General features: G+C 66.8%; 20 protein-coding genes. 18 read left to right on the top strand and 2 right to left on the bottom strand.

Features of this window, described 5'->3' with window-relative positions:
- Nucleotides 1–41: 41 nt before the first annotated feature.
- Nucleotides 42–701 (bottom strand): helix-turn-helix domain-containing protein, encoded by a 660-nt coding sequence (locus ACY9XZ_RS09865; RefSeq protein WP_463456878.1) that lies wholly within the window; start codon nucleotides 699–701, stop codon nucleotides 42–44.
- Nucleotides 702–881: 180 nt separating this feature from the next.
- Between ACY9XZ_RS09865 and ACY9XZ_RS09860 the strand changes: the two genes are divergently transcribed.
- From ACY9XZ_RS09860 to ACY9XZ_RS09805, 12 genes are all read left to right on the top strand, one after another.
- On the top strand, nucleotides 882–1,457 hold the full coding sequence (locus ACY9XZ_RS09860) for a hypothetical protein (protein WP_463456877.1): 576 nt from the start codon (nucleotides 882–884) through the stop codon (nucleotides 1,455–1,457).
- Entirely contained in the window at nucleotides 1,454–2,107 is a 654-nt protein-coding gene (locus ACY9XZ_RS09855) for a QcrA and Rieske domain-containing protein (RefSeq protein ID WP_463456876.1), read from the top strand. Before ACY9XZ_RS09860 ends, ACY9XZ_RS09855 begins: the two co-directional genes overlap by 4 nt.
- Nucleotides 2,107–3,501: a cytochrome b gene (locus ACY9XZ_RS09850; RefSeq protein ID WP_463456875.1), complete on the top strand. Its 1,395-nt coding sequence runs from the start codon at nucleotides 2,107–2,109 to the stop codon at nucleotides 3,499–3,501. The genes ACY9XZ_RS09855 and ACY9XZ_RS09850 overlap by 1 nt, the downstream gene beginning before the upstream one ends.
- Nucleotides 3,498–3,680, top strand: a complete 183-nt coding sequence (locus ACY9XZ_RS09845; protein ID WP_463456874.1) for a hypothetical protein — start codon at nucleotides 3,498–3,500, stop codon at nucleotides 3,678–3,680. The genes ACY9XZ_RS09850 and ACY9XZ_RS09845 overlap by 4 nt, the downstream gene beginning before the upstream one ends.
- Nucleotides 3,673–6,531, top strand: coding sequence for a nitrate reductase subunit alpha (gene narG / locus ACY9XZ_RS09840; protein ID WP_463456873.1), 2,859 nt, complete (start codon nucleotides 3,673–3,675; stop codon nucleotides 6,529–6,531). The genes ACY9XZ_RS09845 and narG overlap by 8 nt, the downstream gene beginning before the upstream one ends.
- Complete coding sequence (gene narH, locus ACY9XZ_RS09835; RefSeq protein ID WP_463456872.1) at nucleotides 6,528–7,601, top strand: nitrate reductase subunit beta; 1,074 nt, start codon at nucleotides 6,528–6,530, stop codon at nucleotides 7,599–7,601. Before narG ends, narH begins: the two co-directional genes overlap by 4 nt.
- Before the next feature lie 149 nt (nucleotides 7,602–7,750).
- Nucleotides 7,751–8,584 (top strand): ethylbenzene dehydrogenase-related protein, encoded by an 834-nt coding sequence (locus ACY9XZ_RS09830; protein ID WP_463456871.1) that lies wholly within the window; start codon nucleotides 7,751–7,753, stop codon nucleotides 8,582–8,584.
- On the top strand, nucleotides 8,584–9,264 hold the full coding sequence (locus tag ACY9XZ_RS09825; protein WP_463456870.1) for a molecular chaperone TorD family protein: 681 nt from the start codon (nucleotides 8,584–8,586) through the stop codon (nucleotides 9,262–9,264). The genes ACY9XZ_RS09830 and ACY9XZ_RS09825 overlap by 1 nt, the downstream gene beginning before the upstream one ends.
- Nucleotides 9,261–10,112: a phosphate ABC transporter permease gene (locus ACY9XZ_RS09820; RefSeq protein WP_463456869.1), complete on the top strand. Its 852-nt coding sequence runs from the start codon at nucleotides 9,261–9,263 to the stop codon at nucleotides 10,110–10,112. The genes ACY9XZ_RS09825 and ACY9XZ_RS09820 overlap by 4 nt, the downstream gene beginning before the upstream one ends.
- Nucleotides 10,109–10,960, top strand: coding sequence for a HEAT repeat domain-containing protein (locus ACY9XZ_RS09815; RefSeq protein ID WP_463456868.1), 852 nt, complete (start codon nucleotides 10,109–10,111; stop codon nucleotides 10,958–10,960). Before ACY9XZ_RS09820 ends, ACY9XZ_RS09815 begins: the two co-directional genes overlap by 4 nt.
- Before the next feature lie 2 nt (nucleotides 10,961–10,962).
- On the top strand, nucleotides 10,963–12,201 hold the full coding sequence (locus ACY9XZ_RS09810; protein ID WP_463456867.1) for a P-loop NTPase: 1,239 nt from the start codon (nucleotides 10,963–10,965) through the stop codon (nucleotides 12,199–12,201).
- A 176-nt stretch (nucleotides 12,202–12,377) separates the two neighbouring features.
- The gene (locus tag ACY9XZ_RS09805; protein ID WP_463456866.1) at nucleotides 12,378–13,010 is read left to right on the top strand and encodes a trimeric intracellular cation channel family protein; all 633 of its coding nucleotides are present in this window, start codon (nucleotides 12,378–12,380) and stop codon (nucleotides 13,008–13,010) included.
- 7 nt (nucleotides 13,011–13,017) lie between these two features.
- Here the strand turns inward: ACY9XZ_RS09805 and ACY9XZ_RS09800 are convergent, their stop codons facing one another.
- A complete protein-coding gene (locus ACY9XZ_RS09800) occupies nucleotides 13,018–14,055 on the bottom strand; it encodes a YhjD/YihY/BrkB family envelope integrity protein (RefSeq protein ID WP_463456865.1) in 1,038 nt (345 codons plus the stop codon).
- A gap of 107 nt (nucleotides 14,056–14,162) precedes the next feature.
- On the opposite strand from ACY9XZ_RS09800, the gene ACY9XZ_RS09795 reads away from it, so the two are divergent.
- Genes ACY9XZ_RS09795 through ACY9XZ_RS09770 form a run of 6 tightly spaced genes read left to right on the top strand, consistent with a single transcriptional unit; the run spans nucleotide 14,163 to nucleotide 21,785 of the window.
- Nucleotides 14,163–15,956 carry a vWA domain-containing protein gene (locus ACY9XZ_RS09795; RefSeq protein ID WP_463456864.1) on the top strand — a complete coding sequence of 598 codons (1,794 nt, stop codon included), beginning with the start codon at nucleotides 14,163–14,165 and terminating at the stop codon, nucleotides 15,954–15,956.
- Entirely contained in the window at nucleotides 15,956–18,322 is a 2,367-nt protein-coding gene (locus tag ACY9XZ_RS09790; protein ID WP_463456863.1) for a VWA domain-containing protein, read from the top strand. Before ACY9XZ_RS09795 ends, ACY9XZ_RS09790 begins: the two co-directional genes overlap by 1 nt.
- Nucleotides 18,319–18,978 (top strand): chromosome partitioning protein, encoded by a 660-nt coding sequence (locus tag ACY9XZ_RS09785; protein ID WP_463456862.1) that lies wholly within the window; start codon nucleotides 18,319–18,321, stop codon nucleotides 18,976–18,978. Before ACY9XZ_RS09790 ends, ACY9XZ_RS09785 begins: the two co-directional genes overlap by 4 nt.
- Nucleotides 18,978–19,931: a DUF7502 family protein gene (locus ACY9XZ_RS09780; RefSeq protein WP_463456861.1), complete on the top strand. Its 954-nt coding sequence runs from the start codon at nucleotides 18,978–18,980 to the stop codon at nucleotides 19,929–19,931. Before ACY9XZ_RS09785 ends, ACY9XZ_RS09780 begins: the two co-directional genes overlap by 1 nt.
- Nucleotides 19,928–20,869, top strand: a complete 942-nt coding sequence (locus ACY9XZ_RS09775) for an AAA family ATPase (RefSeq protein WP_463456860.1) — start codon at nucleotides 19,928–19,930, stop codon at nucleotides 20,867–20,869. The genes ACY9XZ_RS09780 and ACY9XZ_RS09775 overlap by 4 nt, the downstream gene beginning before the upstream one ends.
- Nucleotides 20,870–20,918: 49 nt before the next feature.
- Complete coding sequence (locus ACY9XZ_RS09770; protein WP_463456859.1) at nucleotides 20,919–21,785, top strand: DUF58 domain-containing protein; 867 nt, start codon at nucleotides 20,919–20,921, stop codon at nucleotides 21,783–21,785.
- Nucleotides 21,786–21,838: the final 53 nt, after the last annotated feature.

The raw sequence follows: 21,838 nt of genomic DNA, 5'->3' as shown, positions 1-21,838 counted from the left end.
CGGCGGTCATCGACCCGGTATCGGTCGTAAATGGGTCCGTCTCAGCGGGTGTCAAGCAGGTCGTCGAGGAGTTTCCGCTGGGCAGCGGCGAGGTGCTCGGTGAACGTCGAGGTGGAGATATCCAGCGCTTCGGCCACGTCGCCGGCGGTCGCCTCGCGCGGGTGTTCGAAGTACCCCATCTCGTGGGCTCGACCCAGAACCTCGCGCTGGCGACTGGTCAGTTTCGCACGGTCGAAAACGACCGGCCGGTCCGTCTCCGAGGACGTATCATCGAGCAGCCGCCGGAGTTTGACCGTATCCCCCTCCGATTTGAGGTCGTCGACGATCTCTCGCAGGGTGGGAACGTCGTCGACGATGAACGTGACGACGAGGGACTCGGTGTCCGCCGTGAACTCCTGGACCACGCAGCCGGCCGCCTCGATGCGTTCACAGACGCAGCCCTGACCGGCCGCTCGCGATAGTTGGAAGATGTGTCGGCTGTCGTAAGCGAACACGTGATCGACGTTCGAATCCTCCCTCTGCATCGCTTCCGGGGATCCGTCACCACCTTTGAGGGTGAACTCTTCGACGACACGGTCGGCACCGCCGCTCGTTGCGCTCCGGGAAACCGTCGACACCGACCACTCGTCGTCAGCGTGTGGCTGTACTTGACAGGACCGAGGACCGAACACTTCGACCTCGGCGAGTATTCGGCCCGACATGTGCGGAGGGTGGCTCGGCACACATAAGAAAGGGTGTGCGAACATGTTCGCATAAAAAGCCGCCATATAATGGGCCTAAGATGTCGGGCTGGCAGTTCATCCGGGTCCTGGGACAAACCCCGAACACAGCGACACAGCGCAGGCGTTCGAATCGCTGGCGAACCGAGATAACACAAGATTATGAGACGCAACACGATACTCATCGGACTGTTGATAACAGCGGTGTTGCTGCCGATGTGGTACGTCGCCTTGCACGGCGAGCCACCGTCGGAAGAGATCGCTATCGACGAAAGCGTCAGCGACATCCGGCCGCTCGATAGCCCGATAGAGACGCCGAACAAGCTGTCACCGAGCCAGGTCGGTGTCGTCGTCTGGGTCGCTCTGTTCGTTCTCGTGGGCGTACTGACGGCCGCCCATCAGTTCATGAACAGAGCGGTTCGGCCGCCCGACGAGGCCGAACCGGTCACCGACGGCGGGACCGTCTCGCTGCCGTGGCTCAACACTGAGCACCGTTGGATCGTCGAGTACCACGACGCCTCGGACGCCATAGAGGGGCTCGTCGCCATGAGCGGGCTGACGGTCCTGTCTATCGTCTTCGCGGCGCTGTTCACCGGCGAGTACCTCACGCTCGCCCGAACCCAGTACTTCGGGCTGTACGCGACCGGGATGTTCCTCTCGCTCGCGCTCTCGACGGTCGCGTACTACGCCTGGTTCATGCCACACGTCGAAGTCGCCGAGATCAGGGGGCACGAATGATCGAGTATCCGAAACCCGATGACGACGACGAGGAACAGGGCGACGACTGCTCGTGTGACGGGGCCGGTACGTCCCCGACGCTGTACGGAGACGCGCGTGCGGAACTCCGCCGCCGCGATTTCGCGAAGTTCCTCGCGACCGTCGGCGGCCTGACCGCCGTCGCCAGCCTCACCGCGCCGCTCGCCAGCACCACGCAGGTGTTCGAGCGGGGATACAACGGGCCGGTGTACTCCGACGGCATCCACCTCGTCGACAGCGAGGGCGAGCGCATCACGGAGGGGCGGCTCTCCGAAGGCGAACACATGACCGTCTTCCCGGAGCCCCGCCCCGGCATCGAGGACGCGCCGACGCTGCTGGTGCGCTACGCCGAATCCGACTACGGCAGCGACATCTCCGAGGGGTTTACGATCAGCGGCTACGCCGCCTTCTCGAAGGTGTGTACCCACGCCGGCTGTATGGTCTCGGACCGGGAGGAGGACCTGGTCGTCTGTCCCTGTCACTTCGGGAAATTCAACGTTTTGGAGGGAGCAGCGGTCAGCGGCGGGCCACCGGGACGGGCGCTCCCACAGCTCCCGATTACGGTGACCAGCGACGGCTTCCTCGTCGCCACCGGTGACTTCGAAGGGCCAGTCGGCCCGGGAGGCGAGTGATGTCCCGCGCCAAAGCCGTCTACGACTGGTTCGACACCCGCCTCGACCTGGAGAACGGTCAGAAGTTCCTCGGCAAAGCGTTCCCGGCCGAGGACTCGTTCCTGCTGGGCGAGGTGGCGCTGTTCTGTTTCCTCCTCCTGATACTGTCAGGGGTCTTCCTCGGGTTCTTCTTCGAGCCCTCGACCTCCGACGTGGAGTACGACGGCAGCGTCCAGAAGTTCCAGGGCGAGGAGATGCCCGAAGCGTTCGTCTCGGTGTTGCACATCACCTACGACGTGCCCTTCGGGATGTTCATCCGCCGGCTCCACCACTGGGCGGCCCACCTCTTTGTCGCCTCCATCGGGTTGCACATGTTACGGGTGTTTTTCACCGGCGCGTACCGCAACCCGCGGGAGCCGAACTGGATCGTCGGCACGGGACTGGCGGCGCTCGCGATGGGGGCGGCCTACACCGGCTACGCTTTGCCCTTCGACGAGTTCGCTGCCACGGCCACGAGCATCGGCTACAACCTCACGGTGTCGATACCCCTGTTAGGTGATTTCCTCGGCCAGGTGGTGTTCGGGGGTGAGTTCCCCTCGAGCGCCACCATCCCGCGGCTGTACTTCCTGCACGTCCTCGTGATACCGGCGGCAATCGCCGTTGGGCTGGCTGTCCACATGGCCATCCTCATCCGGCAGAAACACACCGAGGCACCGCGGGACGGGGACGTGACCGGTGGCCGCCAGCCCGTCGACGAGGACGACGACGACATCATCATCGGCCTGCCGGCGTTCCCGAACCAGGCCGCCGTCTCTGCGGTGGTGTTCTTCGTCACCGCGGCCACATTGTCGGCGCTTTCGGGCCTGCTGCCGGTCCACAACGTCGCGGAGTACGGTCCGAACGACCCCGCGGCCACGCCGGAGCTCATCATGCCGGACTGGTTCCTGATGTGGGTGTACGGCTTCCTGAAGCTCCTGCCACAGATCAGCTTCAACGTCGGCCCGGCCCACATCAACGGGGAGTTCATCGGCGGCATCGTCCTCCCGGGCCTGGTGTTTGCCGCGGTCGCCGTCTGGCCCTTTATCGACCGGACGGAGCCGACTCACTTCACCGCGGACCCGCTGGACCGGGCCTGGCAGACCGCCGTCGGCGTGGCCGCCGTCGCGTTCATCATGATCGCCTCGATAGCGGGGATGAACAACATCCTCGCGGACCAGGTACTGGGCACGACGACGAACGTCGTCAATCCCATCCTAACGGCGGCGTTGCTCATCGTCCCGCCCGTCTTCGGGGGGATTACGTACCTGCTGTTGCGCGACGGCGAGCCGACGCCGTCCCGGGAGGGTGACGTGGCCGCCGACGGCGGCTCCGTCGACGACGAAACGGGTAGCACTGACTCGGAGGGAGACGGATGACTGCGAGCGTCGAACTGACTGAGCGGCAGTATCGCCTGCTGGATACGACGAGCAAGCTGGTCGGCCTCGGGCTGGTCGCCGCCGGCCTCGAAGTCGGCGGCAGCACGCTCGCCGGCATCGCCTTAGCCGTGGCCGGCGCTGCCTGCGCGACCGCGACAGTGTTCATCACCAATGAGTAGAAACGACCTGACCGACGACGAGGCGGACAGTGCGGGAATCAGCCGCCGCGACTTCGTGCGCGGCCTCGGAGCGGCATCGCTGCTTGGCGCGACGGGGCTGTCGTTTGCCGACGACGGTATGGACGGCCTGCAAGCGGTCGACGACCCCATCGGCAACTATCCGTACCGGGACTGGGAGGACCTCTACCGCGACGAGTGGGACTGGGACTCCGTCGCCCGCTCGACCCACAGCGTCAACTGCACCGGCTCCTGCTCGTGGAACGTCTACGTCAAGGACGGGCAGGTCTGGCGCGAGGAACAGGCCGGCGACTACCCGACGTTCGACGAGAGTCTCCCCGACCCGAACCCGCGCGGCTGTCAGAAGGGGGCCTGCTACACCGACTACGTCAACGCCGACCAGCGCGTGCTCCACCCGCTCCGCCGCACGGGCGAGCGCGGCGAGGGCCAGTGGGAGCGGATCAGCTGGGACGAGGCGCTGACCGAGATCGCCGATCACGTCATCGACGAGGTGCAGGCGGGCCGGTACGACGCCATCTCGGGATTCACACCGATCCCAGCGATGTCCCCGGTGTCCTTCGCCAGCGGCAGCCGACTGGTCAATCTGCTCGGCGGCGTCTCGCACAGCTTCTACGACTGGTATTCGGACCTACCACCGGGACAGCCGATTACGTGGGGCACCCAGACGGACAACGCCGAATCCGCCGACTGGCACAACTCGGACTACATCATCGCCTGGGGATCGAACATCAACGTCACGCGCATCCCCGACGCGAAGTACTTCCTCGACGCCGGCTACGAGGGCGCAAAGCGAGTCGGTATTTTCACCGACTACTCCCAGACGGCCATCCACACCGACGAGTGGCTCTCGCCCCATGGCGGCAGCGACACCGCACTCGCGCTGGGCATGGCCCAGACCATCGTCGACGAAGGGCTGCACGACGAGGAACACCTCAAGGAGCAGACGGACATGCCGCTGCTCGTCCGGGAAGACACCGGGAAGTTCCTCCGGGCCAGCGAGGTCGGCCTCGCCGAGGACGCCGACGACCCCGAGAAGGTCTTCGTTATGGTCGACGCCGACGGCAATCTCCGTCGTGCCCCCGGCTCGCTCGGCGAGCGGGACGGCCAGCACGACCACTCGGTGAGCATCGAACTCGACTTCGACCCGCAGTTGAGTGTCGAGCGCAGCGTCGACACCGACGAGGGGAGCGTCGAAGTCCGGTCGGTCTGGGAGAACCTCACCGACGAACTCGCCCAGTACACGCCGGCGGTCGTCCACGAGGAGACCGGCGTCGGCGAGAACACCTACCAGCGGGTCGCCCGCGAGTTCGCCGAGGCCGACGCCGCCAAGATCATCCACGGGAAAGGCGTCAACGACTGGTATCACAACGACCTGGGCAACCGCGCCATCCAGTTGCTCGTGACGCTGACGGGGAATCTGGGCGATCCAGGCACCGGGCTGGACCACTACGTCGGCCAGGAGAAGATCTGGTCGTTCCACGGCTGGCAAGTGCTCTCGTTCCCGACCGGGAACGTCCGCGGGGTGCCCACGACGCTGTGGACGTACTTCCACGCGGGCATCCTCGACAACACCGACCCGGACACCGCCGAAAAGATACGCGAGTCCATCGACAAGGGGTGGATGCCGGTCTACCCCGAGGAACGCGACGACGGGAGCCGACCGGACCCGTCCACGATGTTCATCTGGCGCGGCAACTACTTCAACCAGGCCAAGGGCAACGTCGCCCTCGAAGAACAGCTCTGGCCCAAGCTCGACCTCGTCGTCGACATCAACTTCCGGATGGACTCGACGGCGATGTACTCGGACATCGTGCTGCCGGCGGCCAGCCACTACGAGAAGTACGACCTCTCGGAGACGGACATGCACACCTACGTGCATCCGTTCACGCCGGCCGTCGAACCGCTCGGCGAGGCCAAGACCGACTGGGAGATATTCCGCCTGCTCGCCGAAAAGATTCAGGAGCGCGCCCAGGAACGCGATGTCGAGCCGATCGAGGACCGGAAGTTCGACCGGACCATCGACCTCACGACTATCTACGACGACTACGTCCGCGACTGGGAAACCGGTGAGGAAGAGGGGCTCGTCGAAGACAAGGCCGCCGCGGAGTTCATCCTCGAACACTCCGAGGAGACCAACCCCGAGGGCAGCGACGAGCAGATAACCTTCGACGACATCGACGAGCAGCCACAGCGGTTCCTCGAAGCTGGCGACCACTGGAGTTCAGATATCAAAGACGGCGAGGCGTACGTCCCGTGGCAGGATTACGTCCACGACAAGAACCCCTGGCCGACCTTCACCGGCCGCCAGCAGTACTACATCGACCACGACTGGTATCTCGAACTCGGCGAGGAGCTTCCGACCCACAAGGAGGGGCCCGAAGACACCGGCGGTGACTACCCGCTGTCATACAACACGCCCCACGGTCGGTGGTCCATCCACTCGACGTGGCGCGACGACACCAAGATGCTCAGGCTCCAGCGCGGTGAGCCAGTGGTGTATCTGAACCCCGAGGATGCCGCGGAGCGGGGCATCGAGGACGGCGACACTGTGGAGGTGTACAACGACCTCGGTGCGGTGGAGGTCCAGGCGAAGATCTACCCCTCCAGTGAGCCGGGGACCGTCCGGCACTTCTTCTCCTGGGAGAAGTTCCAGTACCCCGACCGGGACAACTTCAACACGCTCGTCCCGATGTACATGAAGCCGACGCAGCTAGTGCAGTACCCGGAAGACACCGGGGAGCACCTGCACTTCTTCCCGAACTACTGGGGACCGACCGGGGTCAACAGCGACGTGCGCGTGGACGTGCGGCCCACCGGAGGTGACAGCGAATGAGTACCGATCAACAGGACGACCAAGGAGAGGACACGCTGGTCAACGTCGCCGACGGCGTCGACCACCAGGTCGCGATGGTGATGGACCTGAACAAGTGTATCGGCTGTCAGACGTGTACGATCGCCTGCAAGAACCTCTGGACGGAGGACGGCGGCAGCGAGTACATGTACTGGAACAACGTCGAGACCAAGCCCGGCGAGGGCTACCCCCGCGGCTGGGAGGACTCCGGCGGCGGCTGGGAGTCCGAGGAGCATTCGGACCGCTCGCCCGGCGAGATTCCTGACGAGGAGGACTACGGCCGCGCCTGGGAGTTCAACCACGAGGAGATCATGTACGAGGGCAGCGACGAGCCGCTACGGCCCCGCGACGGCGCGGAGTGGGGGCCCAACTGGGACGAGGACCAGGGGGCCGGCGAGTACCCCAACAGCTACTACTTCTACCTCCCGCGCATCTGCAACCACTGCACCCACCCCTCCTGTGTCGAGGCCTGTCCGCGCTCGGCGCTGTACAAGCGCCAGGAGGACGGCATCGTCCTCGTCGACCAGGACCGCTGTCGAGGCTACCGCTACTGCGTCGAGGGGTGCCCCTACAAGAAGGTGTATTACAACACCGTCTCGAAGAAATCCGAGAAGTGCATCTTCTGTTACCCCCGGATCGAGGGCGAAGGCCCCGAGGGGGAGACGTTCGCCCCGGCCTGTGCCGAGGAGTGTCCGCCACAGCTCCGGCTGGTCGGCTTCCTCGACGACGAGGAGGGGCCGATCCACAAGCTCGTCGAGGAGTACGAGGTCGCCCTGCCGCTCCATCCGGAGTTCCGCACGCAGCCAAACGTCTACTACATCCCGCCCTTCGCGCCCGGACAGCACACGGAGGACGGGGAGACAGTCGATATCGACCGGATTCCCCGCCAGTACCTCCGGAACCTGTTCGGCGACGGCGTCGACGAGGCGCTGGACACCATCGAAGCGCACCGACAGCGCGTTCGCCAGGGTGGTGACAGCGAGCTGATGGAACTGCTCCAGGACAAGAACCCGGCCAAACAGTACCGACTGGAGGTGTTCGACGATGAGTGAGCACCGCGAACGTCGAATAGGCTGGCGAATACGCCAGCGGAGTTCGACGATGAGTAGCGAGCCGCTACGCGGCTCGGAAACGCGAGCGGGCGATGCCCGCGAGCGGCCCCAGTTGGCCGCGCCGGAGCGTGCTCAGGGGGTGGTCAACGATGGCTGACTACCGACGCACGCTCGCACTCACGGCGGTGCTCTCGGCGCTCGTCCTCGTCTCGACGGTGGCCGCGCCGATGGCGAGCGCCCGGCCGGCACACGAGATCCCGGTCTCGGAGGTATCGGACGCCGACCTCGCCGAGCCAGACGCCGACGGCTGGGAGGAAATCCCAGCCTCGGATGTGCCGCTTGCGAGCGCCCCGAGTAGCGTGCCACACGCCGACGACACGAGCATCGAGACGGTCGACGTGCAGGCGGCCCGCACCGACGAACGGCTGTACATCCGCCTGGAGTGGCACGACGCGACCCGGGACATGGACGCCAGTGCCACGCGGGAGTTCGCCGACGCCGTCGCGGTCCAGTTCCCCGTCAACACCAGTTCCCGGCCGCCGATAGCGATGGGCGGCCCGGACAACCGGGTCAACGTCTGGTACTGGAGCGGGGCGACCGGGACCCAGGAACTGCTCGCCGGCGGTGTCGGCTCGACCACGCCGTTCCAGAACCCGACCGTACAGGCGAACGCGACTCATCAGGACACTGGCGGTAACGCCACCTGGACGGTGGTCTACTCGCGCTCGCTCGAAGCATCAAGCGAAAACCGCACCGACCTGCGGACCGACGGCGACCTCGACGTGGCCTTCGCCGTCTGGAACGGCTCCAACGGGGAACGCTCCGGCCAGAAAGCGGTCAGCGAGTGGCACTACTACCCGTTCAGCGGCGGTCCGCAGGGCCCACCGTACGAGACGCTGCTGTGGACCGTCGCCGGTATCGCTATCGTCGCCGTGATCGGCGTCACCAGCTTCGGCATCTACCGAACGCGGGGGGTCGAGTGATGGCGACGACGCCCACTGACCCCATGGACGACCTCGACGAGGACGCGGCCGCCCGTGGCGCGGTGTACGCGACGCTGGCCAAGGCGTTCGAGTACCCCGAGGAGTCGCTCCACAGCGCGGCGGCCGACGGGACGCTGGAGAGCGATCTCAATGCCTGTCTCGACCGGACCGGTCTGGACGTGTCCGTCCCGTCGCTGACCACCGACGACGACTACGAGACGCTCGCGGCCCGTTACAACGACATCTTCGAACTCGGCTATAGTGAGTACACGGACCGCACCGACGGCTCGCTCGAAGCGGAGGGGCCGCCGGTCCCGCTGTACGAATCGAAGTATCGGCCGGACCACTCCTGGAACGACGTGAACCTCGACCTCTCGCGGGCCTACAGCCACTACGGCCTCGAAATCGACCAGGACCAGCGGGACAACCACGACGCGCTGACCTACGAACTGGAGTTCGCGGGCTACCTGGCCCGCCGGGAAGCCGCCGTCGGCGAGGACGCCGCAATCGCTCGGCTGGACTTCCACGACCGCCACCTCGGCCACGCGGCCGCGGGCGTCGCGGACCGACTCGCCGACGAACCGGGGACCGATATCTACGGCGGCTTCGGCGAACTGCTTGAGGCATTCGTCCGGGCCGACCGCAACGACCTCGCGGAGCGGCTGGAGGGGAGGCGATGACAGCGGCGCTGCAACAGCGGGTCAGGCCGTTGCTTTCCGGCGGACAGCACTCGCTCGCGAACGTCGCGGTCGGCGCTGCGGCCGTCGCGGTCGCCGCTCGCTACCTCGCCGTTCTGTTCGTCAACGCGCCGGGACAGGCGGCCGTTCCGGTCGCACCCGGCCTCGCGACAACGGTGTCCACGGCCGTCGTCGCCGCCGCGGCGATCGCCGTGGCCGTCACCGACGCCGACCCGCTGGCCGGCATCGGGCTCCTGTTCGTCGGCGTGTTCGGCCTGCTGTCGCTTGTCAGCAGCGCAGCGGCGCTCCCGGCGGCCGTCGCAATCGTTCTCGGGACAGCCACCGTCGCGGCTGTCTCGGGTCGGCGGCTGGACGTTATGTCGGCCGCCGCAGTCACCCTGCTCGTCGCGGCACTGAGCGTCGGCCTGGCGAGCGGCGTCGGCGGCTGGACGGGGCTCCGGCCGGTGGCCTCGACCGTTGGGCTGCTGGGGATCGCGTCGACGCCGGCCGTTGCCGCGACGGACTGGCGCTCGCTATCGACGGCTGACTGGGGCGCGATACTCGGCGGACTCGCCGCCTTCGCCGTCGTGTTCGCCGTCGGTCGCGCCGTCCCGTTCGTCACCGGTGCGGTCACGCTCACCGGAACGGGCGTCGTCGGGACGAGCCTGCCGGTCGTGGCACTGGCCGTCGCCGGCGCGGTGACAACGGCCAGCGCGGCCAGCCGAACCCGTCGCTGGGGGCTGCTGGCCGGCGTCGCACTGGTCGCGTTCGCCGGCGTGCCGGCGTCGCTCCCGCGAGCGCTCCCGTTCGCGCTCGGCATCGCCGCGCTCGTACAGGAGGGGCGACGATGACCGGCTGTCACGACGACGACGAGTTCGAGAAACACCTCGAAGAGGACCCCGACCCGCAACTGGACCCGGAGCGCAGTCCGGGCCTGCACAGCGATATCGAGGCGCTGGAAGACATCGAGGTGTCCCGCGAGGACGTGACCATCGGCGAGGCCACGCCCGAGGAGCTGGCCGCCAGCGACACCGAACCCGTCGAGGACGACGCGGTGGCGTCGCTGCTGTCCGACATCGAGCACGGCCCGAAAACCGACCGTCGACGCGCCGCCCTCGAACTGAAAGACCGTGCGACCACCGACGAAATCGTGGCGGGCCTGGCCCGCGCCGCGACGACCGACGACGACAGCGACGTGCGCCAGTTCGCCGTCGAAGCGCTGACGGCCCACGGCGGCGAGCGGGCCGCAGCGGTGGCGGTGGAACTGCTCGCCGACCCCGACCCGTGGGTCCGGGCGGAGGCCGTCGTCACGCTCGACAACGTCGACCGAGAGGCCCACGAGGCCGATATCGAAGACGCGGTCCACGACGACCACCACGCGGTCCGGCGCAACGCGGCCATCTCGCTGTTCAAGCTCCGCGGCGAGGCGATGGCCGACCTGCTGCTGGAGCAGAGCCGCGACGACAGCGAGCGGGTCCGCGAGTGGGCCGCCCACATGCTCGGCGGCGTCGACGAGGACCGCGCCCGCGAGCGACTGCGGGAACTCACTGACGACCCGGCCACCGTCGTCCGCCAGACCGCCGAGCGGTCCCTCGAAGCGGACCCCGGACGGTTCCGCCGACAGTTCGGCGGTGCGCTGGAAAACGACGCCCGACTGCTGCCCGGCGAAGACAGACTGAATCGGATGCCCGACCTCTGACGATGACTGACGGAACGCCCACCACCCTGACCGACCGTATCGAAGCCGCACTGCGAGACGTGCGCGACCCAAACGCCGACCTCTCCGTGTTCGACGCGGGCTTCGTCGAGAACATCGACGCGGCAGACGGCGACGTGACGATCGAGGCCGACCTGACCGCACTGGACGGCCAGACGAGCACGCAGGTCGTCCAGGCGATGCTCCACGCGGTCGACGACGTGGACGGCGTCGACAGCGTCCACGTCGAGCGGACGATGCCCACGAGCGAGGGCACCGCCGGCGTCGAGTCCTTCGACCACGTCGTCGCCGTCGCCAGCGCGAAAGGCGGCGTCGGCAAGTCGACGGTCGCCACGCACCTGGCCTGTGCGCTGGCCGCCGACAGCGACGCGGCGCTGTTCGACGCCGACATCCACGGGCCGAACGTCCCCGAACTGCTGGACGTGAGTGGTCCGGTCCACTCCAGCGAGGAGGGCGACCCGCTTCCGGTCCGCGCCGGTGACATGGACGTGATGAGCGTCGGCCTGATGGAGAGCGGCGCGCCGCTGGCCTGGCGCGGCGCGATGGCCCACGACGCCCTCGATGATCTCTTCGAGAACACCGCCTGGCGCAACGACGACGTGCTGGTGCTCGATCTGCCGCCGGGGACCGGCGACGTGGTGCTGACGACGCTCCAAGAGGTTCCGGTCGACGGCGTCGTGGTCGTGACGACGCCGTTTCACGCCAGCGTCAGCGACACCAGCCGGACGGTGGAGCTGTTCCGGGACAACGACGTGCCGGTGCTGGGGACCGTCGTCAACATGGCCGAATACGTCTGTGACTGCTGTGGCGAACCGAACGACCTGTTCACCGGGGACGCGCTGGGAGACCTCGATGCCGAAGTGCTGGCGGAACTCCCCTTTTCGCAGGATCTGCAGGGGACGCCAGTGCCCGGCAGTGTGCCCGACGCGGTCAGTGAGTTGGGCGACGCCGTCGAGTCGGCACTCGACACCGCCGGCGAGGTTGGCGTCGACCCGACCGCCGATATCCGGGACTTGCCGCCGCAGGAACGCAAGGATCTGGTTCGAGAACAGTTCACCGCGCTGGACAGCGGCGAGTCGTTCGTCCTCGTCAGCGACCGCGACCCGACGCCGGTCGGGCAGTTCCTGGGCCGCCTCGCGGAGGCGCCGCGGGAGGCCTTCGACCCGTTCGAAGTCCGCCGGGCGACGCCTGCCGACTGGGTGTTAGAGACGGTCAAGCCGTAGGCACGGGCTCCGAAACCAAGACTGTTGGGCGGTAGCACACCGCTGGGCGGAGGCCGTAGTAAAGGCATAATTATCGCGGTCCGTAGGAGTACCATAATGACCGCTTCACTCGTGACAGCGGGTCGACTCGCTCGCGGTCCCTCAGGTACCATCTCCTGGCGGGCCGGAGGGGCAGCGTGACCGACCCGTTTGCGGTGATGAACGCTATCGGACTGGTCGGGTTCGCGTTCGTCGGCGCGGCGAAGGCCATCGAAGAGCGCTACGACGTCTTCGGCGTCACGGTCGTCGGCGTGATGACGGCGCTGGGTGGTGGGACGACGCGGGACCTGCTGTTGAACAGGGTTCCGAACTCCCTGCAGTCGCCCGGCGAAGTCGCGCTGTCGCTCCTCGGTGTCGCTGCCGCCGTGTTACTCGTGCATTTCCTCGACGACGGCCACCAGCATCCGGTCGTCCTGACGGCCGACGCCATCGGGCTGGCGGCGTTCACTACCACCGGAGCACTGCTTGGTCACCAGGCCGGTCTCCCGGTGTTCGCCGTCGTCGCGCTGGCGACGGTCAACGCGGCCGGCGGCGGCGCGATATCGGACCTGCTGTTGGGGCGGACGCCGTTCATCCTCCGCCAGGATTTCTACGCGTCCTGTGCCGTTATCGGCGGCCTCGCCTTCTGGGCGCTGGCACAGATGGGCGTGGCGCTCAGCGCGGCGTCGGCCGGGTGCGCGCTCGCGGTGCTGCTGGCCCGAGGGCTGGGCCTCGGCCGCGGGTGGTCGCTCCCGACGGTGCAGGCGTGGGAGCGACGCGACGCGCAGTAGGGCGGCGCTACTTCTCGTCCGGCCACCATCTGAGCGTGAGCGCGACCGACTGGTCCAGTCCGAACACGTCCGACGAGCGGTCGACGACGGCGGTTTCCGGGCAATCGACGGTTGTCCGTTCGTCGTCTATCTCCACGGTGAGGTCACCGCTTCCCTCCTGAAGGCGTTCTGCGAGGACATCGAGTTCCGCAAGCAGCGCCGCGCGGGAGATCGTCGTCTCTCGGTCGGTGTTTTGCTGGGCGACGCCGCCGACGAGAGGGTCGATGTCGACATCTTCCGAGCGGTTCGAGAGCACGGCGTTGATAGCCGCACCCAGCAGTATCACCAGGCCGATGACGTACAGCCAGCTCAGCAGGACGAGGATACTGGCGATGATGTTCCCGCCCGTCGAGCCGGATTTGAACGCGGTAAAGAGAACCTGCGCAATCGTGAGGCCGACGGCGGCGAACGCGACACCCGGGACGACCTCAAGCGGCGAGACATCGGTGTCCGGGAAGACGTAGTACATCGGATAGAAGACGACGAACAGGCCGGCGGCTCGGACCAGCCCACCAAGGACTGCCCACAGCAGTCCGCTCCCTGCATCCGGCAGGACGCTGCCCAGTGCGCTGGCGCTGAGTATCGCCACGGCGACAGTCACCAGCAGGAGCAGCCCGTCGCCGAGCTGGTCGAGGAAGGTGTTCGACGCGCCCGTCTCGTAGATGTCAGAGAAGGCGGTGTCCAGCCCGCGGAAGATACGCAGCGAGCCCCAGAGGAGAAAACCCACGCCGAGGGCCGACACGGACGCGTCGGCTTCGGTCAGTCCCTGCTGGATGATGCCGCTGGCCTGTGCGGTCAGGACGGCTTCCATAATGCCGACGATAGAAGTACTGAGCGCGACGTTCTCCGTCCGCTGGACGAACGTCAACACCAGCAACAACAGCGGCAGGATCGACAGGAACGCGTGGTAGGCTATCGAGCCCGCCATGAACGTGAGCCGTTCCGCCCTGATTTCGTGAACGAGAGCCCGCAGGACCTCCTCCGTGCGGGCGCGGCTGTAACGCATACGGGCCGTTCGACGGCGGGACGCAAATAGACGGCGTCGGCGGCTGCCCGTCCAGTGGTGTCACCGGATTCACAAGATAAATGCCACCCCCGCCTGATACACAGACAATGGTCCTCTCGGACGTTTTGCTCGCCCCCCTGGGACTGGCAGCCCTCCTCCTGGCTGTGCCGATAGTGGTGCTGTATCTCATCCGACCGGACCCACAGGAACTCACGCTGCCGACGTTCCAGTTTCTCGTCGCCGGCGAACGCCAGCAGTCAGCGACGCCGTTTCTCGAACGGATCTCCCGCAGCCTCCTCCTGCTGTTGCAAGTACTGGTCGTGCTAGTGCTCGCGGTCGGGCTGGCGACGCCGTACGTCACCGTCTCCGAGCGCGCGACGGTCGAGGAGACGGTCATCGTCGTCGACACCAGTGCGTCAATGCAGACCGACGCCGACGGCCAGACGCGGTTCCAGCGGGCCGTCACAGCCGCCCGGGAGGAAGTGACGGGAACGACCTCCATCGTCACGACAGCCAACGGCGGCGAGGTGGTGCTCCAGCGCGGCACGCCGACAGCGGCCCAGGGGACGCTGGACGGACTCAGCCCGACAGACGCGCCGGGGGAACTCAGCGGCGCTATCTCACAGGCGGCGTCGCTCGCCGGCGAGAACGCCAGAGTCGTCGTGTTGAGCGACTTCGCGGGCGAGGAGTGGACCACCGCAGTCACGACGGCGCGGGGCCGCGGGCTCTCCGTCGACCTCCGGCAGTTCAGCGGCGGCGGCGACGGGAACGTCGGCTTCATCGACCGCCGGTTCTCCGGTTCGGCGGTGACGCTGTCGGTGAAAAACTACGGCGATTCGACCGTCACCCGGACGGTTCGGCTCGGTAACACCCAGCGAGAGCTGCAACTCGGCCCCGACGACGTGGGTTCGGTGACGTTGCCGGTCCCGGCCGGCGGCAGCGAAGCCCGGCTCAGCCCCGGTGACAGTTTCGCCACCGACGACAGCGTCTACGTCGCCGCGCCTGAGGACACCGCTGTCGACGTACTGGTGCTGACAAACGACCGGAACCGATACCTGACAACGGCGCTGTCGGTCGTCGACCGGGTGAACGTGACGGTCAGACAGCCGCCGACGACGATACAGGGCGACTACGACGTCATCCTCTACAGCAACGTCGACCAGAGTTCGCTGCTCCCCGGCAACGTCGAAACCGGGCGCGAACTGGTCGAGGACGACGGCGGGGTCGCGGTACTCGCACAGGACAACCTCCCCCAGCGGTACCAGGACCTCCTGCTCATCGAGCCCGGCGAGATCCGCACGGGTGCGACGGTGGGCCAGACCGCACAGACACAGCTCACCCGCGGCATCGACTTCCAACCCCCGGACGAGTACATCTCGGGCTCGCTTCGCTCCGGATCGGCCCAGGTGCAACTGGGAGACGGGACGCCCCTCATCGCGACCGAAGATCGAGACGGCGGACGGGTTATGTACTACGGCTACATCGAGGACCGCTCCAGCTTCAAGTTCAACTACCAGTATCCCGTGTTCTGGAAGCGGGCGGTGTACTACCTCGCGGACAGGGAACAGCTCCCGGCGCTGAACCACGAGACCGGCGAGACCGTGCGGTTCGGCAACAGTACCGTCGAGGGGCCGGCCGGCTCCGTCTCCGGGAACTCGGTCCCGCTCCAGCGGGCCGGTTTCTACCGGAGCGAGAGCCGGCAGGTGAGCGCTTCGCTGCTGGACGAGGGCGAGTCAAACACCAACGTCGACGCGCTCGACCAGCGCTCGGGAACGGCCGGGAACCTGACCCGGACCGAACAGCGGTCGGTCCCGCAGCCGTTGACGGAATACTTCGCGCTGGGCGGGCTGGTGCTCGCACTGGCCGAAATCGGCTATCTGCGCCGGCGGGGTGACCTCTGATGGCGGTTTCCTACACACTCACGGAGGGGCTGACCGTCGGCGTCGAGCACCTCTGGCCGCTGCTAGTCTTACCGGTCGCCGTCGTCGTCCTCGCGTATCTCATCCGGCGTGGCGACGGCGGACCGCGGTCGGCCTCGAACCGGAGCCGCCGGCTCCTGCTTGCCAGCCGCGTGCTCATCGTCTGCCTGCTCGTGCTGGGCGCGATGGAACCGTACACCGTCCAGACACGCGAGACGCCGGGCGAACCGGGGGTGACACTCCTCACAGACGAATCCGCGAGCATGGGTATCTATCCGAACACGACCGACGAACTGGTACAGGACATCGAAGGGGAGGGCGTCCCGGTGACGCGGGCGACCATCGGCAGCGGATCGAACTCGCGGATCGGCGACGGCGTGGCGGCGAACCTCCAGGAGAACGGGACGGTCGTCGTGGTCTCCGACGGTCGCGTCACGGAGGGCCGGAGCCTGTCGATGGCTGCCGAGGACGCCGCCGCGCTCAACGCGACCGTCCACAGCGTCACGCCGCAGTCCCCACGCACCGAGCGAGCCGTGGCGATAGCGGGGCCGTCGACGGTGAGCCGCGGCATCCAGTCCCAGTACACCGTCTCGATGCAAGGCGTGAGCGTCCTCGAACCCGTGCCCGTGGAAGTGACCATCGACGGTGAAACGGTCACCGAAGGTGAGCTCCGGCCGGACGGCACGCTCACCGTCGACCACACGTTCGAGGAAATCGGGTCACACCGCGTGACTGCGACGCTGTCCGGCGACGACGAGTACGCCCGAAACGACGTGTTCTACAAGAGCGTCCGCGTCGTCGAACAGCCCGACGTGCTGTACGTCTCACAGGGACAGTACCCCCTGCGGAACTACCTCGACTCGCTGTACAACGTCTCGACGGCCTCGTCGGTCCCGGCGGACCTCGACGACTACTCGGCTGTCGTCATGCAGGACACGCCATCGGGTAACATCGGGAACGCCACCGCGCTGCAGGACTTCGTCATCAACGGCGGCGGGCTGGTCGTCGCGGGCGGTGACAACGCCTACGAGAACGGCGGCTACGAGACGTCGTCGGTGGCCTCGATGCTCCCGGTCCGCGTCGGGAACGCCACCGGCGGCGAGTCGAACATCGTCATCCTCGTCGACGTCTCCGGCAGCGCCGAGAGCGGCCTCTCGATACAGAAAGCCGTCGCGCTGGACGTGCTCGACCAGCTCGGCGACGAGAACCAGGTCGGCGTCGTCGCGTTCAACCACAACGCGTACCGCGTCTCGGAGATGCAGGCACTCGGCCAGAATCGGGCGGAAACCGAAGACAAGATCCGACGGCTCAGCAGCGGCGGCGCGACGGACATCGCCGTCGGGCTCCAGGGGGCCGACGAACTCCTGGGTGACCGCGAAGGGACGATAATCCTGCTCAGCGACGGCCAAGACCGGCTCGGCCCGCCGGCGGCTGTCGCCAACCAACTGGGCCGCGAAGGGACGCGAATCGTCTCGGTCGGCGTCGGCAAGCGCGTCGGCGTCGCGACGATGCGCCAGATCGCCAGCGAGTCCGGCGGCTCGTACTTCGCCGCCGACGAGACCGAGCGGCTGCGGCTCCTCTTTGGCGGCTCCTCGCGGCGCTACCAAGGAGAGAACCTCACCATCGTCACCGAGGACACGTTCATCACCTCGGGTGTGGAACTGACGGCTAATCCCGGCCAGGCCAATAACGTTCAGGTCAAGCCCGGGGCCGACTACCAAGTCGCCACCGCGGACGGAAAGCCGGCCATCGCTTCCTGGCGATTCGGGCTGGGCCGCGTGGTCTCTCTCACCGCCTACGACTCGGACAACACGATGGGCGGCCTGCTCGAACGGCCGGACTCGCTGGTCGTCACGAAGTCAGTGAACTACGCGGTGGGCGACCCGATGCGGACCCAGACCGGCGTTACCGCGGTCGACGATGCCCGCGTAGGGAGTCCGACGACGCTGACCTACCAGGGCGATAGCCGCCCGGAGGCGGCGGACATCTCCTTCCGACAGGTCGGGGACGGCCGGTATCGCGGCGAGTTCACGCCCCGGGAAGCGGGGTATCAGACGGCGCTTGACACCGAGTACGCGGCGAACTACCCCGTCGAGTACGGTGCCTTCGGTCCGAGTGACAGCCTCGATGCGCTCGTCGAGACGACTGGAGGACAGACCTTCAGCCCGAGCCAGGGCGAACAGATTGCCAGAGAGGCCCGCCAGAAGTCCACCCGGGTCCGCACCGTTCGGGACACCTGGGACTGGCTCGCTCTGCTCGGCGCGCTCCTGGTGTTCACCGGCGAGGTGGTTGCCCGGCGCGTTCAAGTGTACCGCGGTCGCACCTCCCTGGAGAGTGGTCTCCCGTGAGCGAAATCGGCCGCCGTATCAACCTCGGACTCGTGGTGTTCGTCGTCCTCTCGATGATCGGCACCGGCGGAACGACGGTGCTGTACCAGGACTCGGCGAGCGAGCTCCGCTCACAGAACCAGGAGCTCCGCCAGCAAAACGCCGAGCTCCGCCAGGATCTCGACGAGACCAGGAGTGACCTCGAATCCACGCAAGCGCGCGCCGATGAACTCGAAGAACGATTAGAGACCAGGTCGGAAGACGTCGACCAGGTCGCGACCAACCTGAACCAGACGGAAGAGCAGCTGAACGCCACGGAGAGCCAGTTGGCAGAGACCCGACAGTCGCTTCGCCAGAGCCAGAACAGAGTCGAGGAACTGGAAGGGACAGTCGATGACCTCCGGGACGAGCGCAACAGTCTCCAGAACGAGGTCGACGACCTCGAGTCGACGATAGACGACCTGGAAACCGAAAACGAGGAGTTAGCAGACGAGCGCGACGAGCTGGAAGATCAGGTGTCGGAGCTGCAAGACGATATCGACAGCCTAGAGTCACAGATCAGCTCCCTCGAAAGCGATATCGAGGACCTGGAAGACGAGAACCAAGAGCTGAGAGACGATATTGAGAGCATCTGTAACAATATGGAGACACCGGACCCGACCTGCGAGGACTACTGATGGACGGACCAGACACAGACAACGAGGAAACTGACGGCAAGGACGCGCCTGCGAGTGAACGGGCAGAGGCACGCGAGCGCATGGCTGCCGCCATCGCCGAGGTCAGACGCGAGGGAAAGAAGGCGGCGTTCGTCTACGCCGTCGTCGACGCGATGCTCCTCTTTCTCCTGGTGAACATCGCCCTGACGGTCCTCGCGCCGACCGAGCTCCCGACACAACTGTCGGTCCCCGCGACGGTGACAGATCCGGTCGGCGCGGCTGTCGGCCGCTCGCTATCGGCGCTATCTGTCCCTACGGGCGCAGTCGTCGGGATCGCCGTCGGACTGGCCTGGTTCCTCGGCGAGTACCTGTACCGGGTCCGCCAGCCGCTCGTCGAGCAGTTCGAGGCGGCGAACGCGAACGTCACCGATGCGCTCCGAACAGCGCGGGACGCGGTCGAGGACGGGGCCGAGACGCGGATGGCGGCCCGGCTCTACGAGGATGTCCTCGACGGACTGAAACAGAGTTCGAGCGTCGCACTCGTCGACAGTCGGCGACTTGTCGGGACCCTCGTCGTCATCGTCCTGCTGAGCCTGGCGACGGTACAGGTAGCCGTCGTCGATATCGGCCTCCTCGACCGGGACCCGGTCGAGTCGGAGTCGCCGAACGAGCGGCCCAGCAGATACGAGGGCCTCGAAGACGGCGACGCGATACTCGGCGACAGCGAGGACGTGCAGGCCGGCGACGAGAACCTCACCGCCCAGATCGATTCGACGGGCGGCGACGAGGAAATCGACCGGAGCCAGGAGTTCCCGCCGTCGGACTCCGGGGGGCCAGGGAGCGGCGACGGCACAGTCGACAGCCAGCAGGCCGGGTTCGCTGGCCAGGAGGAAGTCGAGGACGCGGACCTCATCCGCGAGTACAACCTCAGGATCCGAGACCAGGACACGGACGACGAGGACACCGACCCATGAGTCCAGAGCAAGACATCGACGCACTACAGCAGAAGATCGCGAACGCACGTGAACAGATCAGCACGCGGATCGTCGGCCAGAAAGAGGTACTGGAGCAACTGCTCGTCTGTATCCTGGCCGACGGGAACGCCTTGCTTGAATCGAACCCCGGACTGGGGAAGACGACGATGGTCCGGACGGTCGCGGAGGTGACCGACCTCCAGTTCTCCCGGATTCAGAACACGCCCGACCTGATGCCTTCAGACATCACGGGAACCGAGATCATCCGCGAGACCGACAGTGGCCGGGAGTTCGTCTTCGAAAAGGGGCCGGTGTTCGCCAACGTCGTGCTGGCCGACGAGATCAACCGGGCGACGCCGAAGACACAGGCCGCCCTGCTGGAAGCGATGCAGGAGAAACAAGTGACCGCCGCCGGTGAGACCTACGAACTGCCCCGTCCCTTCTTCATCCTGGCCACCCAGAACCCCATCGACCAGTCGGGGACCTACGCGCTCCCGGAGGCCCAGACCGACCGCTTCATGCTGAAGCTGCTGGTCGACTACCCCGATTACGAGGAGGAGCGGACCATCGTCGACATGTACACCGCCGGGAAGAAACAGGTTCCAGTCAAGCGGTCACTGACCCGCTCGGAGATACAGGAGATACAGCAGCTCGTCCGCGAGATGCCCATCGCCGACGACCTGCGGGACCGGGCGGTCCAGCTCGTGCGTCGGACCCGGGAGGCCGACGACATCGAGTTCGGGGCCAGCCCGCGGGCGAGCATGGCGCTCGTCCAGACGGCGAAGGCGCGGGCGTTCCTCCAGGGGCGCTCGCACGTCACGGGCGACGACATCGAGGCGCTGGCCGCCCCCGTGCTGCGGCACCGGATCATCGTTGACTTCCGGGCCGAACGGGAGGGACGGACGGCGGACGACCTCATCGCCGCGCTGCTGGAATGAGTCAGCCAGTGACCGCGGATCGGCGGGCGACTCCGTGGGAGGGACAGCCGTGACTATCGAGCCGGACTTCCTGGACGAACTCGGCCGGTTCACCGCCGCCTTGAACCGCCAGACGACCTCGATCCGGCAGGGCGACCAGCAGTCCCCGCGGGTCGGGGAGGGGCTTACGTTCAGCGACTACCGGCGGTACTCGCCGGGCGATGACACGCGGCGTATCGACTGGAAGCTGTTCGCCCGCACGGAGGAGTACTTCATCAAGCAGTACGAGGAAGAGCGGAGCCTGACCGTCCACCTGCTCGTCGACACGAGCGCGTCGATGGACTACGGCGACGCGGGGAGCCACAAGTTCGAGTACGCCGCCAAGCTCGGGCTCGGCTTCGCCTATCTCACCGCCGAGGAGAACAACGATTTCCAGTTCTGTACGTTCCGCGACCGGGCGGAGCGTATCGATACGGGCCAGTCGAATCGGGGCGAGCTCCTCTCGCTTATCGACCAGTTGAACGAGGTGACACCGGCGGGGAAGGCGGACTTCGAGTCGTCGCTCGAAGCCTACGCCAAGCGCATCCGCTCGCGCTCGCTCGTCGTCGTGTTCAGCGACTGTCTGACCGACCCGGAGGAACTCGAGTCGGGCGTCGCCGCGCTCGCACGCAACGATGTCGACGTGTTGCTGGTCCGCGTGGTCGCCCCGGCGGAGCGAGACCCCGGCGTCGTCGGCGACGTACTGTTTGCCGACCCCGAGAGCGACGAGAAACGCCGGTCGTACTTCAGCGGCTCGCTGGCCGAGACGTACCAGTCGCGGCTCGACGCTCACATCGATTCCGTCTCCAATCGCGTTACGGCACTCGGCGCGGACCACGTCCTGATCGATACCGGCGAGGACTACTTCGACTCGTTCGCGAGTATCTGGCTGCAGTAGCCCGAGGGCAGCCACGCAGACCCAAAGAATTTACTGCTAACTCCGGAACTGTC

It is taken from the genome of Haloarcula sp. HT12 (genome assembly GCF_055271655.1).
The sequence above is the reverse complement of the archived record's forward strand: the minus strand, read 5'-3'. Positions and strand labels throughout refer to the sequence as shown.